A 15,402-nucleotide genomic window follows, 5' to 3' on the forward strand; every position below is an offset into this window, starting at 1 on the left:
GCAGACCAAGGTCCATGCGGTCATCGCACTCGGTCAAGAGGGTGGTCCGTCGGACCAGCGATCGTGCCCGGTGAGCGGATCAGCGCGAGTGTCCTCATTCGGACGCCGGACGCGGTGGTTCTCCCGGATGCGGCCGACCCGATGGCCGGGACGATCCGTGGTGTCCGAGAGAGGGCTCAGTTCGGCCGAGTGGTCTTGTGGGTGTGTCTGATGTAGGTGCGCAAGCCAGGCGCGATCTCGCGGTCGGAACCTGTCACGATTGCTTGAGGCATGTAGCGCCGTTGCCCTTGGCAGCCACCTGGATACGCTGTTGGCGATGGTGCGCGACGACTCCGGAGGCCAATTGGTATTGGCCGATCGTGTAAGTGAGGCCGACCAGCGGAGCGCGGCTCGGGAAGTCGTGGCCGGCAAGGCGGGTACCGATCAGAGCGTCGGAGATGAGGAAGAGTGCGCCGCCGGACCCAGTGCGCCGGTCGTACCAGCCAGAGGTGACTGCAGTCGCCGTCAGCATCACGGAATAGGCGGCGACGGATCTCCGGAGCGGGCCGAGGCGCGGCCAAAGGACAGCCACGATCGCGGAACCGGCGCCGGTGTACGCCGCGAGGACCTGCCAGCGAGTTCGCTCGAGGCCGCGCGCGAACAGCGTCACGTAGCAGGCGTGTGCAGCGGCGTACGTCGCCATGCCGGGGTACAACAGGCCTTGCTCCATCAGGGTGTCGCCCGTGGCCGAGGCGAGGAGGGCGGCTACGAGGAGGCGTGGACATCCTCTGCATCTAGACCATGCCGCGAGGGTCGGCATGAGTGCGCTCTTCGAGACGACTCGCAAGACAGGAACGTTGAGCACATGGCCGACAGCATGGGCCATCGCACAACCCCAGTAGGCAGCCGCCCAACCCGTGTCCTGTGAATGCCCCATCGACAGCAAGCCACCGAGCTCGAGTCGATTGACCAAGCGACCAGCGCGATGCTTCACACGCGACCGGTACCCCGTCGCTTGCGGCGAAACCTGCCGGGTCGTTCCGTCGGTATCGGGTCGGCGCTGACCCTCACGCGGTCGCCGACGCTGGCGGCGGCGAGCGTGGTCTCGATGACAGCTGAGAGTGACGATCGCCGTACGGTTGCTAACCACTCTCTGACAGCCTCAGCCGCAGCCACGCGGCCGACCGAGCTTGCGTCCGTTGACCGCCCGGCCGGATGGGTACCAGGGCTCAGACAGATTTCGACGGGTACCGCGGTTTCTCGTCAGATGAAGGCCGATGGGACAGAGGGATACAGATGGCGACGTGTGAGGTCTGTGGCAATGAATACGACGCTGCGTTCACCGTGATCACGGCTGACGGCTCGAGCTTCGTGTTCGACAGCATCGAGTGCGCGGCCCACCGGATCGCGCCGACATGCGCTCATTGTGGGTGCCGAATCCTCGGTCATGGCGTACAGCAGGGCGCGACTGTCTTCTGCTGCGCCTCCTGTGCCCACGCAGCCGGTGTCACGACGGCCCAAGACCGCGTCTGAGCCAAGCCAGCCATCACCTACGCCGACATGTCCCCGCCTCGCCGTCCGTCTTGCCTCTGATCTGGTCACGACCTGGGTCTGGACGAAGCTCGACTCGGCCCGGGCACCAGGTGGGTCAGTGGGGTTGTTCGGCTTGGTGGATGATTCGGGTTGCGATGGTGGTGAGGGTTTCGCCGGTGTCGCGGGGCATCGAGTTGAGTAGCTGGTATGCCTGGGCCATGTCGACATCGTGGCGCTCGGCCAGGACGCCCTTCGCCTGTTCGATCACGATCCGGCCTTGGAGCGCGTCGTTGATACGGTCCGCGATCTCGATCTCGCCGACATCCATGCTGTGCAGGATCACGACGGCTGCGACATCGGCGAAGGCCTGGGACAGGTGCAATGCGCTGTCGTCGAGTGGTTCGGTGGTGCGGTGGAAGGCGCTGAGTCCGCCGATGACGTTGCCGTGCCAGCGCAGCGGACTGGTGTGGATCTGGGCGAAACCTGCGGCGGCGATGGCTTTCCCGATCTCACCCCATCGCTGGATGATCTGGTCCGATCCGATGACATGAAGCTGTTGACCGGTGCTCAAGGTGTCGACGCAGGGGCCGGTGTCGGTCTGGATCTGGTAGAGCTCGAGCTCGGCGGCGGTGTGGGAGGTTGCCGAGAGCAACTCGAGCCGGTCCTGGCCGTCGTGGACCAGGATGCCGAGCGCGGCGGCACCAGTGAGAGCGCCGCAGTCCTCCAGCAACCCGGTGACCGTGCCGACCACATCGCGGGGGCCGACCATTGCGGCGGCCGCGTTGGCGAAGGCTTCGGAGGCGTTGGCGGCGATCATGAGGTCTGGGTTCCCCCGTCGGTGTCGGTGTCTCGGTTGGATTCGCGGGACGACCCCGGCAACTGATCGGGGCGGAGCGAGGTGTCGGGATCGGCAAACCGCAGCCTGCGGTCCACGACGAGTCGGGCGACCTCAGTCATGCTGGCGTTGTGGGCGAACGCATGGGCGCGCAGCAGCGCCACGGCGTCGGTGACGGTGATGCCGAGTTGGGTAAGTACCATCCCCGTGGCTTGGTGGATCGCGGCCCGGTCGGTCCAGGTCCGGCTGTCGAGATCGTGCAGGTACCCCTCAGGGTTCTGCAACAGTGCGGTGCCGATCGCGTCGGCCAAGAACTGGGCGGTGGCGGCATCAGGTACCGGGGGAGCGGAACGGTGGGTGGTCAGTACGCCGAGCACCTGCCCGGCGGGCCTGATCGGTACGGCGTGGAGCGTCAGCTCACCGACTGCGGCCTGGGCGGCGGCGGTGAAGCTCGACCAGGCGCTGCCCTGGCTATTCAGGTCGAGGGTGACGATGGTTCCCGAGCGGTAGGCCTGGTTGCCGGGGCCCTCGCCGAGGACCTCCTGAAGGTCCTCGAGCCGGGCCGCGGCATCGTCGGTGCTGCACAGCGTGACCCGCTCGGCTCGGGTGTTGGACAGGGTCAGCGCGGCTCCGTTGCCGCCGAGGATGCGAAGGTACGCATGGCACAGACGTACTTCGAGCGGCTCGCCGCTCGGTTCGGCGATCGCGCGCGCCATCCGGGCGAGCAGGCCGGTCTTGTCAAGCGTCGCCACGAAGCGTTCCTTTCGGAGCCAGCCCATCCGGCCTCGGACAGTCGAAGCCGGCGTCGTGATCAGTTGAGGCAACGACGGGTGCGTCGAGTGGGGTCTGAACCGTCTCGGTCCTGTTGATCGGTGCCTGCATGGTGGCGACAGCCTTCGTCATGGCTGCGGCGAGACTTCCCACCGGATCATGCTGCATGAGGACTCCTCCGGTGTCGGGGTGGCGCGTTGTCTGACGGTGAGCGACCAAACATCTCTACCTGTCACCGTACTCTCGGCACGCGGTCGAGCGATGGCACGTCGTTCGCTGGACAATCGGCGAACTACGTTGGCTCTCGAGGCTGACTTCGGGGTCACACTGAGGTAGCCGGCACAACCTGCCGGCACCATCAAGGAGCTCGATCGTGAATCTGCCGCGCGACACACACCTCATCGAGGTGATGACCGAGGTCGCGGCGGCGCTGCTCGTACCGATCGACCTGGACGAAACACTGGACAGGATCACCGCCAGCGTCACCGAAGCAATTCCTGGCGTCGACTACGCCAGCGTCTCGGTCACGACCCGCGGCGGCCAGATCCGCACCCTCGCACCGACCAGTGCCCTAGCCATCCATGCGGACGAACTGCAATACGAGTTCGGCGAAGGGCCGTGCCTGCAGGCCGCCCTTACCGAGCCAGTGGTCGAGGTCGACGACCTCACCAGCGATCTGCGCTGGCCCACGTATGGGCCCAAAGCCGCAGCGCTCGGAGTCAAGTCGCAACTGTCCTTCCAGTTCCGCGCCGACCCGCACGTCCGCGGCGCACTGAACCTCTACGCCGCTCAGCCGCACGCCATCGACGGTGAATGCCGCCAACTGAGCGCTATGTTCGCCGCGCTCGTCGCCGTCGCCATGGGTTGGGCACGCCGCGACCAGACCCTGGGCCAGGCCGTCGTCAGCCATACCACGGTCGGACAAGCAGTCGGCGTCATCATGGAGCGCCACCGTCTCGACCCCGACCGCGCCTTCGGGTTCTTGGTCCGCACCTCCCAAAACAGCAACATCAAACTCCACCAAGTCGCCGAGCGCATCGTGGCTGACGCGACCCGCAACGCTCAACGATACGAGCAGTGAGGCTCGCGAGCTGACCAAACACACCCTCGCGGCGACCAGCCGTCAGGGTGCCCTGGCCCCGAACAACGGACGAAATCGGGGCGCGAGACGACTGGTCACCTGCTGCCAGTCTGCGCCCCTGAGCCAATCAATCGGTGCGCCGTGGAGATGTCAGGCCCTGGCTGGGTGGCGGACGAGCTGGGCCGCGTGGGCGAAGGAGATGAGGCGGGCGGCGAGGGCGGCGCGGTCGTCCTCCGTCATGAGAGCGAGGATCTCGGCGATGCCGCCGCGGCGAGCGCTGCGAATGCGGGCCAGGCCCCGGCGGCCTTTGGCGGACAGCCTCAGCTCGACCGTCCGTCGATCGTGGTCGGGGTACGGCGAAGGACCAGGCCGTCGTCGGCCAGCCGGTTGATGATCCGGCTGGCCGAGGGGGCGGACACGTCGAGCTGACCCGCGAGATCGCTGAGGCGCAGCGGACCGTGCTGGTCGAGCCATCTTGTGGCGCGGTCTTCCGGTCTGACGCCCACGAAATTGTCGGTGACGACGAGGACATCCGGCGATTGTCCAAGCAGTTCGTGACGTTCGCAGAAGTGCTCCAGGACAGGGCATCCGGACTGGACGGCGCCCCGGCTGGACGTACACGCGATGGTCCAGACCCATTGCCATGAGCACGCTGTCCTGGGGGCCGATGCCCAGGCCAAGCTGATCGAGCGGGCCGGGATGGACCGGGAGCAGCTCGACTCGGGTTGTTGCGGGCTCGCCGGGAACTTCGGTTCCGAGCGTGGCCACTACGACGTCTCGATGGCCGCGGCGGAGCGTGTCGTGCTGCCTCGCGTCCGTGCGGCCGAGGACACGACGCTGGTCCTCGCCGACGGCTTCAGTTGCCGCACCCAGATCGAGCAGGGCACGGACCGCAAGGCGATGCACCTCGCCGAGGCGCTCGCCGCCGGACTGCATGTGGCCCGGCTCGGGTCGAGACCTGAACAGACCATCACCGACCACCTTCGGGAGGACTCAGGACCACGACCGTCGCCGACCAGATCCTCCGCCGCCTTCGCGAATGGGACGTCGAGCACGTCTTCGGGTACGCCGGTGACGGCATCAACGGACTGCTGTCGACCTGGGAACGGGCCGAGGACCAACCGCGGTTCGTGCAGGCGCGGCACGAGGAGATGGCGGCCTTCGAGGCGGTCGGCTACGCCAAGTTCACCGGACGCGTCGGTGTCTGTACGGCGACCGGCGGCCCTGGCGCGATCCACCTGCTGAACGGTCTGTACGACCAAGCTCGACCACGTCCCTGTGGTGGCGATCGTCGGTCAGACAGCTCGTAGCGCGATGGGTGGCAGCTACCAGCAGGAGGTCGATCTGCACACCCTGTTCAAGGACGTTGCGGGTGACTACTGCCAGACGGTGATGGTGCCGGAGCAGTTGCCGAACGTGCTCGACCGGGCGATCCGGATCGCGGCCACCCGGCGTACCGTGACGGCGCTCATCGTGCCGGCGGATCTGCAGGAGCTGGAGTACACGCCGCCGTCGCATGCCTTCAAGATGATCCCGTCGAGCCTGGATCTGGCGTGGTCCGCGCCGGTTCCGCCGACGGATCAGCTCGAGCGGGCCGACGAGATCACGCAGCTGGCGGATCTGGTCGGTGCTGGTGTGGCCAAGGCGTTGCTGGGCAAGGATGTGCTGTCTGATGAGTTGCCATGGGTGACGGGTTCGATCGGTTTGCTGGGCACGCAGCCGTCGTACGAGCTGATGATGGAGTGCGACACGTTTGCTGGTCGTCGGGTCGAACTTCCCGTAGTCGCAGTTCCTGCCGCCGTTCGGGCAGGCGCGGGCGATCCAGATCGACCATGATCCGACGATGATCGGGATGCGGTACCCGTTCGAGGTGAACCTGGTCGGTGACTCGGCCCGGACGCTGCACGAGTTGCTGACCTTGGTGCGGCCGACGAACGATCGGTCGTGGCGCGACGACATCGAGGCCAAGGTGGCGCGCTGGTGGGAGGTCATGCCGCGCCGGGCCTACACCTCGGCGGATCCGATCAATCCCGAGCTGGTCTTCCATGAGCTGTCCCAGCGGTTACCGGATGACGCCATCATTGCCGCGGACTCGGGTTACGCCGGCTACGCGAAGTTGCTCGGGTTGCGCGGTGTCACGGCCGAGAAGCCGGAAGACGTCGTACCGGCGTGGGAGGAGGCGCTCGCCTCGGATCGGCCGTGTGTGGTTGAGTTCCGTACCGATCCGGCGGTGCCGCCGATCCCGCCGCACGCGAGCTGGGACCAGATCGAGAAGGCACTCGAGTCGATCATCCGTGGTGACAGCGACCGCGTCGGCATGATCAAGGAAGGCTTCAAGTCCAAGGTCCAGGAAGTCCTGCCAGGCGGTAAGCACCCGGCGGGCCAGGACTACGACGACTCGTGATCATGCGGAGCGACAGATCGCACCGCCTCCGGCCGTCGGCCTCGGCACGATCGAGAACGTGCGTGCATCGGCGTACACCATTCCGACCGATTCACCCGAAGGCGACGGTACGTTCGCCTGGAACAGCACGACGTTGGTTCTGGTCGAAACCGATGCAGGTGGGCAGCCGCCGCCTGCGTCGACGTGGTGGAAGGCCAGCTCGCCGGCGTGGTCGAGGGCAGGGATGCCTCGGGTGTCGGCGGATGCTGGACCGCGATGCGGTCCACCTTGCGGAACGTCGGATGCCCGGGCGTCGCCGGGATGGCCTTGTCGGCGGTCGATTGCGCGCTGTGGGACCTGAAGGCCAAGCCTCTCGGCCAACCGTTGCAGCGGTTGCTCGGCGCCGTTCACGACGACGTTCCCGTCGACGGCAGCGGCGGCTTCACGACGTACGACGATCGGCAGCTCGAACGGCAGCTGTCCCAGTGGGTGAACGCCGAGCGGATTCCCCGGGTGAAGGTCAAGATCGGCGAGTCCCGCCGTTCCGATCCGGAGCGTGATCTTCGGCGGGTGGCGTTCGCCCGCGAGATCATCGGCCCGGCGACCGAGCTGTTCGTCGACGCCAACGGCGCCTACAACGTCGGCCAGGCGCGACGGGTCGCCGAGCGGTTGGCGTCGTACGACGTGACGTGGTTCGAGGAGCCGGTGTCGTCGGACGATCTGAGCGGGCTGCGGTCGGTGCACTCGGTCCCGGCCTTGTCTGGTTGCCGGACACCGCCGCCTACCGGGTTTGACTCCCCACGAGCGGTTCGCCGGCGGTCACCCATGATCGAACCAGCGACCGTTCTCGTCGGGGCCGAGAGGGAGACACAACAGCCTTCACGGTGATTCTCTTCAGTTGCGATTACGGGCGCTCCAGGCCGTGCAGTACGGCTGCGGTGACGGCGCCGTACGCGAGGTGAGGAGCAACATCGGCCAGCCAGTCTGTGGCTTTCCAGGAGCGGGGGTCTGTGATGCCGAGGGCCACCATGGATGCATTGGTACCGGCCATCGCGCCCACGCCGGCGATCAGGGCCGTTGCCGGCGCCGGCAACCGCAGGCCGAAGGCCCGGCTCAGGCCGAGAACGGCGGCGATGCCGACACCTGTGCTGATGCCCAGCAGCGCGCCGAGACCGGTTTGGCGGTTCTCGCGGGCCTCGTCGTCCCCCGGGATGCTTACGCCGGTCCGGTCGGATAGGTCCCGTACCGCATCTTCGGGTACGGTGCTGGCCGGTCGACCGCGGGCAACCATGTCGAGGTACGTCACGGCGTTCAACGCGGTTGTTCCCGCGGCTCCTGCGGCGATACCCGCGCGAAGCGAGCTCCAGACGTTCATTTCTCGGAGTTCTTGCTGTTCGCTCTGGCTTCCGCGCCGTCCTCGCGGGAGTCGGTGTCGTCGCCGGCGACGCGGCCGACGAACTCGGTGCTGCGGCCTGTGCCGGTGGTGGTCGGGGTGTCGCCCTGTGGGTCTCCGCCCTCAGCTCGAGTGATCGCCGTACTGGCGTCCGCAGGTGCGTCGGCCTCGTTGAGGCGGTGCGTGAGTCGCCAGCGCTTGAAGCGTTCCCAGATCGACATCGGCGTGCTCCGGTTCCTCGAGAATACCTTCGGCATGCCGGTGCCCGTGGCAATGGGGAGGAAACGCGCCCTGCGATGGTTGGCGCCCGGTTGCATGCGATCGGTTGGGGTGGGTTCGGCAGTCGCACTTGATACAGCGCTGTCGGAGCGCGACCGGGCGTTCCTGATCGGCGCTCATCAGTCGGACCTGGCAGAGACCGCTGCCGGAAAGCTGGCCCAGTCCAAGGCGCAGGACCCTGAGGTGAAAGGACCTCGGCGCGATGTTGGTTGCCGATCACACCAAGCTGGACGCGCTGCAGAAGGTCGCCGCCTCGGTGAAGGGGTCGTTGCCCCCAGCTCCGAATGCGGAGCAGCGCGCGCCATGCAGGCCGGCGTCGAGGTGAACGCCTGCTGCGCGCTCCAGTTGATGAAGGCCTCCCCGGGCTAGCGATACGATGAGTAGCCATCCTCCGTCGGACGGTTTCAGGGCTGATTCGCCGGGGTACCGCGCGCGCATGGGAAGTGTCGACCGGATAGCGGAGCCCTGGGGTACGCGTACGCCGTACGGCTCGGGGGGTGAGTGGCCGGTGCGGGTTGATACCCGGCTGGACGATGGGTTGGACGAAGCTGACGTCGATCGGTGGGTGCAGTCCGCGACGATCCTGCATTCGAATGGTGACGGGTTGGACATCGCGGTCAAGGCCGGCCGGATCGTCGGGGTGCGTGGCCGGGCCGTGGATCGGGTCAATCACGGCCGGCTTGGTCCGAAGGATCTGTTCGGGTATCAGGCGAACAACTCACCGGATCGGCTGACTACCCCGCTGATTCGCCGCGACGGTGAGTTGGTGGAGACCGATTGGGAGACCGCGATGACGGCGGTCGTCGGGCGGACGAAGGAGCTGCTGGCCGAGCGTGGTCCGAGCGCGGTCGGCTTCTACACCACCGGTCAGCTGTTCCTGGAGGAGTACTACACCCTGGCCCTGATCGGTCACGGCGGTATCGGCACGAACCATATGGACGGCAACACCAGGCTGTGTACGGCGACAGCCGCGGAGGCCCTGAAGGAGTCGTTCGCGAGTGATGGTCAGCCGGGTTCCTACACCGACATCGATCACGCCGATGTCATCGCGCTGTACGGCCACAACATGGCCGAGACCCAAACCGTTCTCTGGGCGCGGATCCTGGACCGCCTGGCCGGCCCGAATCCGCCGCAGGTCATCTGCGTCGACCCGCGCCGTACGCCCGTCGCGGCGGCCGCCACAGTCCACCTCGCACCCAAGCCCGGAACGAACGTCGCGTTGGTGAACGCGCTGTTGCACGAGATCATCGCCAACGACTGGATCGACTGCGACTACATCGACCAACACACCGTCGGGTACGACGAGCTCGAGAAGCAGGTGGCCGACTGCGACCCGGACTGGGCCGCTGCCGTCTGCGACATACCGGCAGGCGACATTCGGGACGCGGCCCGGATCCTCGGCCAAGCCGAACGGTTGCTCTCGACCGTGCTGCAAGGGTTCTACCAGTCACATCAGGCGACCGCGGCCTCGGTGCAGGTCAACAACATCAACCTCGTCCGGGGCATGCTCGGCAAACCCGGGTGCGGGATCCTGCAGATGAACGGTCAGCCCACCGCGCAGAACACCCGCGAGTGCGGCGCCGACGGTGACCTTCCGGGGTTCCGGAACTGGGCCAACGACCAGCACGTCAGCGATCTGGCCAAGGTCTGGAACGTCGAGCCGGCCCAGATCCCGCACTACTCCGAGCCGACTCACTTGATGCAGATGATGCGCTATGTCGAGGATGGCTCGATCCGGTTCTTGTACGTCAGCGGCACCAATCCGGCGGTTTCGCTGCCCCAGCTGGCCCGGATCCGCGAGATCCTGTCCCAGGAGCGGTTGTTCCTGGTCGTCCAGGACATCTTCTTGTCCGAGACCGCGCAGCTGGCCGACGTGGTCCTGCCCGCGGCGACGTGGGGTGAGAAGACCGGCACGTTCACCAACGCCGACCGGACCGTTCATCTGTCGGAGCAGGCGGTCGATCCGCCCGGGCAGGCTCGGGCCGATCTGGACATCTTCATCGACTACGCACGGCGACTGGGCCTGAAAGACAAGGACGGTCAGCCGTTGGTGAAGTGGACCGACGCCGAGGGTGCCTTCGAGGGCTGGAAGCGGTGCAGTGCTGGCCGTCCCTGTGACTACACCGGGCTAACCTACGAGAAGCTGCGTGGTGGGAGCGGTATCCAGTGGCCGTGCAACGATGAGCACCCGGACGGCACTGAGCGCATCTATCTGGATGGTGAGTTCTGGAGTTCACCGTCGTACTGCGAGAGCTACGGCAAGGACCTGCTCACCGGCGCGCCGTTGGACCCGGTGGAGTACAAGGCCATGAACCCCTCCGGCAAGGCGGTACTCAAGGCAGCCGAATACCTGCCGCCGCATGAGCCGCCGACGCCTGAGTACCCCTATTTGCTGACCACCGGCCGGACGCTGTACCACTTCCACACTCGCACGAAGACAGGTCGGGTTCCGCAACTACAGAGCGCCGCGCCGGATGTCTGGGTGGAGATGTCCGCGGTGGACACCGAGCAACTCGGGTGGAGCGAGGGTGACGTGCTGCGGGTGTCCACGCCGCGTGGCAGCGTCGAGGCGCGACTGCGGATCAGCAGTATCCGGCCGTCGACGCTCTTCCTGCCGTTCCACTACGGGTATTGGGACGCTTCGGATGGCCGTCATCATCGCGCCGCGAACGAGTTGACGATCACCGACTGGGATCCGGCGTCGAAGCAGCCGTTATTCAAGTCTGCCGCGGCGCGCGTCGAGCGGATCAGCCTTGGCGACGGTCCGTCGGCGGCGCCGACTACAACGGGCTCCAAACCCTTCGCCCACGGCTTGGTCCCGGACACCCGAGGCGGCGCTCAGGCCATGGTGACCGAGCAGCTCGCAGGTGAGGAGAGCAGAGAATGAGCGACAAGGTGGGAATGGCCATCGCCGAGCTGCACACCGCCGAGAACGATCTCGCGGCCGAGTTGCTGCAGGCATCGCAGCGGCACAAGGCCGATCATGACATCTTCTACCTCGGCACGGACCTGGCCCGGTGGTCACAGGAGCACGTCCGGGAACTCGCGGCACACGGCAAGAACTACGGTGTCGAGCTCGACGCCGAACCTGAGGACGACACGACCCTGGCGGCGATGATCCGGCAGAAGAGTTCGGAGCTGATCGGCCGTCGCCACGATCCGGCGCTGCTGTTGTTGAGGGATCTGCGCGAGATCCACCGCAAGGCGGCCGGCGTCTCGCTGGACTGGGAGATCCTGGCCCAGACCGCGCAGGCACTCAAGGACAACGAACTCCTCTCGCTGTCGATGAAGTGTCACCCCCAGACCCTGCGGCAGATGCGTTGGGCGAACGCGATGCTGAAGTCGAACGCCGCCCAGATCATGGTGACCCCTTAGTACGCGGCGCCGGTCCGAGGCCTCGGCGTCGAGATCGCCCGCGACGATCATGTGACCAGACAGCTCCTTGAGGTGTCGCGCGACCGTCTGCAGATCTGGTCTGGCGTCGGGCGTGGCAGCCCGGTGCGAAGCCAGTCACACAAATGACCAACCGGGCCCGGCTCGTTGAACGGTTGAATCCAGCATGCGCGGGCAACCACGAGTCCAGACTGCTTGAGGGGGCAGCCGACGATCCGGTCGACCGCCTATGGAATCGGCCCAAGTCCCGGGCCGCGGCCCCTCAACGGCGTCGGCGGGTGACCGGAGCTCACCGCGGTTTTGAGTCTGGCCGGTGGGGTACCTGTGTCCTGCCTCCACCCAAGACGATCGCGCGGCCGTCCCGGGAGTGGAGGCCCAACAGCTACTGCCCGCTAACAGCCCTGTCGCAGTGGTCCCCGTAGCCAACCGACGGAGAGCCTGGTGCATCAGCCGTCTGGCGACCTGAAGTCAGCGCCAGTCGTTCGAGGCAGGCTGCTGAACCTGAAATGGGTCTTTACCGAACTTCTCGCCGGCCCGCTGAACCCGCTTTGTTCCGCCAGTGCTGGGTACTCCTTGAGTATGCACAGACCGCCACGCATGCCTGAGCAGATGCTGATGCGGTACGCCGATGTACCCGAGGGCCGTATGCGCAGCCGGGTACTCGGGGAGCCGCGCGCGGGCATGCCGCCGGTCGTGGTTGTCCAGGGCATGGCCGTCTCGGACTACCTACTGCCGGCGTGCGCGGCTGTGGGTGAGTGGACGCAGATCTTCCTTCTTGACCTCCCCGGCTACGCCGGCAGCGGACAGCCGACGCACTACCTCGACGTCCGCGGATACGGTGAGGCGGTGGCCCATTGGCTGGAGGCCGCCGCCCTCGACCACGTCGTGGTCGTGGGGCACTCCAGCGGCACCCAGGTCGCCGCCTGGGCCGGTGTCCTGTGTCCTGAGCGGGTGGCGGCGGTCTGCCTGGCCAGCCCCACGGTGGATCCCGTCGCGCGCTCGTTGCCGCGGCTGCTGCTGCGCTGGCGCCTCGACGGGCGCTACCCGACGCCAGGCCTGCAGCAGAACCATGTGCCCGAATGGAAGCGCGCTGGCGTCCGCGGCCTTGCGCATCTGCTAAGGGTGCACCTGGCGGACAAGCTGGAGGAGCAGGTGGCTGAGCTCTCGATGCCGGTGCTGATCATCAAGGGAACGGACGACCGCATCAGCACCGACCGCTGGGTCAACGAACTGGGCCAGGCCGCCGTGGAGGGCGAGGTCGCGACAGTGCCAGGACCTCACACATTCACCTGGGTCGACCCGCACGCTTGGTCGCAGCCACTCCAGCGGCTCGCCAGACGCACGGCAGGATCACGGCCGTGACCGTGCGCCCCCAGCGCTCCATCGCGGCGTTCGACTCGGCGACCGCCATGCTCCTGGCGTTGTCGCGGGCGCTCGAGGAAAGGCCGTTCGAATACCTCGGTCAGTCCCCGATGACGGCTCCGCTCGTCTACGCGAGCCGACTCCTTCCGCTCCCGCTCCGCCGTCGGGTCTACGCCTTCGTCACCGGCTCAGAGGGCTTGCCACCGAGACGCCTCCCCGAAGTGGAACTGGAACAAGTGGCTGCCTGGGCGGTTCATCAGTACCCCCAGCGGCAATACCCCGCGGTCGTCGTGGGCTCCTCCAACGGAGCGCTCACCCACCTGTACGCCGCCTGCGGCATCCCATGGCTACCCCAGACATGGCTCGTGCCAGTACGCCGTCGATGGGCCGACCCAGACGACGTGCGCGGCGCCCTCGACTTCGGTGTGCAGCATGCGTCGCCGCTGCTGCGCAACAACGCGACAGTCGGACTCCACGCCATGCACGACCCGAACCAGGACGCCCTCAGCGCCTCACAGATGGCCTACTTCCGCATCAAATGGCATGCGCTGCCACCGGCATACCAGCACTTCCTCACCCACCGGCTCCAGCCGCACGCTCCAATCATCGTGGCGCGTGACGCGTCCACATGGCCAGTCACTCGTGTCATGGACCACCACGTGTTCCAGTTCGGCGCCCAGGGCGGGATGAGCCCGGACCAGTACCAGGCACTCCCTGGCGCTCTGGAAACCAACGACGAGGTGGCAGAAGCTGAGTGGGGGTTCGACGACGAACTGCTGGAGCACATCCGCTCGTACGCCGACAAGCACGAGCATCCGGTCGTCGAGCTGCGCTACCGCCATCCCCAGGATCCGGCAGCAGCGGTAGCCGACACGTACGCCGCCTGGCTTCGACGACATGACATCGAGCCGAATCGGCTGCTGGTCAGCTCCTTCATCGTCCTCGACCCCTGGCAGACCATCGACACCGCGTCAGTCCCGTATTGGACCTACTTTCCAACCAGCCAGGGCGCGCACGCTCTGTCCGACTACCTCGACGGCCACACCTTCGACGAAATCGACATCATGCTCTTCAGCCACGGGACCCGCTCCCGCGGCCTTGCGGAAGCCGACTGCTGGCAGCAGCTCGCGAACCGCGCCCGGCGGCGCGGGCGTCTGCTGGGGGTGGAGCGGTCGGCGTTTCCAGCGGACTTCAGCACATTCGCGCGCTACACCCCAGCACTGCGCCGGCTGCCACGCGGGAGACGGCCGCAGTCACCGCTGTCTGTGGAGACGGCACTCCTGGGTCTGAGCGAATCCGAGCGGATCTCCGTACGCGGCTGACCCGGTTGCGGCGCCGATGACTTCGTCGACGGTGTCGCTTCCACAACGGCATGACGTAGTACCGGCCCGCGGTGTCGGGGACCTCCAGCACCACCGGTTTCGCGAGGTCCGCTGGGGCCATCGAGTACATCGTGTCGTTGTTGATCGTGACGAATGTGTCTCGTGGCGCGGCGAGCTAGCAAAGCCACAGCCGAGCCCGCAACTTCCTGTATTTCCAAGGGCCGGAAGGAAACGGCCGGGGCTTGGTGATGCCCTGGCCGGTGTTGCCTGGTCAAGCCCCGCAACCCCGATCCGTTCGACCGCTTCAAACTCATCTACGAAGCGCCGCCACGTCGGAATACCTTGTAGGTGCGTGCGGGCGTGTCGAAGCCACCCCTTCTGCTCGGCTGACCACCTCGGCGTCAGTGCAGATCGGTGACCACAAACGCTCGCTGCGATGGCCGCGAGCCGACTGCCGCTAATCGGCCGCGAGCCGACTGCAGGTGTCCGCTGGTGATGGTCTGTACTCCAGTCAGGGTGACTTGATGGTCGTCGGTGGCAGTGTCCTGCTCAAGCCCGACCACTCGGGCCGACCAGCCGCCGCGCTCGAACCAGCCGATGGCTCGCCTCCATGGCCCGTTGAGATCTGACACGACTCAGCGCCGGGGCTTGACCGTCCGAATGGCCGCGGACTCGTAGCAGGTGGATGGATGCCCGCGAAACCGTTGGCACTAGAGGCAGATCGGAGAGGTGTAACCGCTCCAGAGCGTGAGCGAGCAGATGCCCGTCAGACTGGCATCGATCCAGTGGCCGCCGTTGACAACGCGGTGAGTTCCGCCTCCGTTGGAGCCAGTGTTCAGCCATCCAATCGTCATCAGACCCTCACCCCAGCACGACGATGGGATATACGGGCCGTTGACGAAGATGCGATGTGTGCCGGACTGGGGTAGCAAGTTGATCCAGTAGTGCGTGAACGGCTGATCCAGCGGGAAGTGGGCCTGACCCGTTTTGACGGACATCCGAGATCAGGAGCTTGTGCTCCGGAAGGATGTTCATCATGGAGCCCATGGGCAAGAAGAAGCCGCGGCCTCG

15 protein-coding genes and 1 pseudogene are annotated in these 15,402 nt (G+C 66.6%); 9 read left to right on the top strand and 7 right to left on the bottom strand.

Going from position 1 to position 15,402, the window contains the following annotated elements; translation table 11 throughout:
- Positions 1-253: 253 nt before the first annotated feature.
- The 3 genes from E0H73_RS44510 to E0H73_RS44525 all read right to left on the bottom strand — a co-directional run bounded on the left by E0H73_RS44510 (position 254) and on the right by E0H73_RS44525 (position 3,099).
- Entirely contained in the window at positions 254-916 is a 663-nt protein-coding gene (locus E0H73_RS44510) for a lysoplasmalogenase (RefSeq protein ID WP_337590354.1), read from the bottom strand.
- 711 nt (positions 917-1,627) lie between these two features.
- Positions 1,628-2,329, bottom strand: coding sequence for a GAF and ANTAR domain-containing protein (locus tag E0H73_RS44520; protein WP_131367231.1), 702 nt, complete (start codon positions 2,327-2,329; stop codon positions 1,628-1,630).
- Positions 2,326-3,099, bottom strand: a complete 774-nt coding sequence (locus E0H73_RS44525; RefSeq protein ID WP_165556161.1) for an ANTAR domain-containing protein — start codon at positions 3,097-3,099, stop codon at positions 2,326-2,328. Before E0H73_RS44525 ends, E0H73_RS44520 begins: the two co-directional genes overlap by 4 nt.
- 392 nt (positions 3,100-3,491) lie before the next feature.
- On the opposite strand from E0H73_RS44525, the gene E0H73_RS44530 reads away from it, so the two are divergent.
- Positions 3,492-4,199, top strand: coding sequence for a GAF and ANTAR domain-containing protein (locus tag E0H73_RS44530; protein WP_238164679.1), 708 nt, complete (start codon positions 3,492-3,494; stop codon positions 4,197-4,199).
- A gap of 320 nt (positions 4,200-4,519) precedes the next feature.
- Here E0H73_RS44530 and E0H73_RS46385 read toward each other — a convergent pair whose 3' ends face one another.
- Positions 4,520-4,705 (bottom strand): MarR family transcriptional regulator, encoded by a 186-nt coding sequence (locus E0H73_RS46385; RefSeq protein WP_165556162.1) that lies wholly within the window; start codon positions 4,703-4,705, stop codon positions 4,520-4,522.
- Positions 4,706-5,218: 513 nt separating this feature from the next.
- Between E0H73_RS46385 and E0H73_RS48295 the strand changes: the two genes are divergently transcribed.
- The 4 genes from E0H73_RS48295 to E0H73_RS44545 all read left to right on the top strand — a co-directional run bounded on the left by E0H73_RS48295 (position 5,219) and on the right by E0H73_RS44545 (position 7,470).
- On the top strand, positions 5,219-5,509 hold the full coding sequence (locus tag E0H73_RS48295; RefSeq protein ID WP_337590355.1) for a thiamine pyrophosphate-binding protein: 291 nt from the start codon (positions 5,219-5,221) through the stop codon (positions 5,507-5,509).
- The gene (locus E0H73_RS47755) at positions 5,481-6,035 is read left to right on the top strand and encodes a hypothetical protein (RefSeq protein ID WP_337590353.1); all 555 of its coding nucleotides are present in this window, start codon (positions 5,481-5,483) and stop codon (positions 6,033-6,035) included. Before E0H73_RS48295 ends, E0H73_RS47755 begins: the two co-directional genes overlap by 29 nt.
- Positions 6,036-6,042: 7 nt before the next feature.
- Complete coding sequence (locus E0H73_RS47760) at positions 6,043-6,603, top strand: hypothetical protein (RefSeq protein WP_238164680.1); 561 nt, start codon at positions 6,043-6,045, stop codon at positions 6,601-6,603.
- Between the two features lie 183 nt (positions 6,604-6,786).
- Complete coding sequence (locus E0H73_RS44545; protein WP_202867913.1) at positions 6,787-7,470, top strand: enolase C-terminal domain-like protein; 684 nt, start codon at positions 6,787-6,789, stop codon at positions 7,468-7,470.
- Between the two features lie 16 nt (positions 7,471-7,486).
- Here the strand turns inward: E0H73_RS44545 and E0H73_RS44550 are convergent, their stop codons facing one another.
- Both E0H73_RS44550 and E0H73_RS44555 read right to left on the bottom strand, forming a co-directional pair.
- The gene (locus tag E0H73_RS44550; RefSeq protein ID WP_131367237.1) at positions 7,487-7,957 is read right to left on the bottom strand and encodes a hypothetical protein; all 471 of its coding nucleotides are present in this window, start codon (positions 7,955-7,957) and stop codon (positions 7,487-7,489) included.
- Entirely contained in the window at positions 7,954-8,196 is a 243-nt protein-coding gene (locus tag E0H73_RS44555) for a hypothetical protein (protein WP_131367239.1), read from the bottom strand. The genes E0H73_RS44550 and E0H73_RS44555 overlap by 4 nt, the downstream gene beginning before the upstream one ends.
- Positions 8,197-8,690: 494 nt before the next feature.
- On the opposite strand from E0H73_RS44555, the gene E0H73_RS44560 reads away from it, so the two are divergent.
- The 4 genes from E0H73_RS44560 to E0H73_RS47765 all read left to right on the top strand — a co-directional run bounded on the left by E0H73_RS44560 (position 8,691) and on the right by E0H73_RS47765 (position 14,331).
- On the top strand, positions 8,691-11,141 hold the full coding sequence (locus E0H73_RS44560) for a molybdopterin oxidoreductase family protein (RefSeq protein WP_131367241.1): 2,451 nt from the start codon (positions 8,691-8,693) through the stop codon (positions 11,139-11,141).
- Positions 11,138-11,629 carry a hypothetical protein gene (locus tag E0H73_RS44565; protein WP_131367243.1) on the top strand — a complete coding sequence of 164 codons (492 nt, stop codon included), beginning with the start codon at positions 11,138-11,140 and terminating at the stop codon, positions 11,627-11,629. The genes E0H73_RS44560 and E0H73_RS44565 overlap by 4 nt, the downstream gene beginning before the upstream one ends.
- 615 nt (positions 11,630-12,244) lie before the next feature.
- On the top strand, positions 12,245-13,009 hold the full coding sequence (locus E0H73_RS44570) for an alpha/beta fold hydrolase (protein ID WP_202867914.1): 765 nt from the start codon (positions 12,245-12,247) through the stop codon (positions 13,007-13,009).
- Positions 13,006-14,331: a hypothetical protein gene (locus E0H73_RS47765; protein WP_238164681.1), complete on the top strand. Its 1,326-nt coding sequence runs from the start codon at positions 13,006-13,008 to the stop codon at positions 14,329-14,331. The genes E0H73_RS44570 and E0H73_RS47765 overlap by 4 nt, the downstream gene beginning before the upstream one ends.
- Positions 14,332-14,383: 52 nt before the next feature.
- On the opposite strand, the pseudogene E0H73_RS48600 reads toward E0H73_RS47765, so the two are convergent.
- Positions 14,384-14,482: pseudogene (locus tag E0H73_RS48600) on the bottom strand (DUF1254 domain-containing protein); the annotation flags it as partial.
- Positions 14,483-15,402 lie beyond the last annotated feature (920 nt).

Source organism: Kribbella pittospori, from assembly GCF_004331465.1.
GTDB classification, from domain to species: Bacteria; Actinomycetota; Actinomycetes; order Propionibacteriales; family Kribbellaceae; genus Kribbella; species Kribbella pittospori.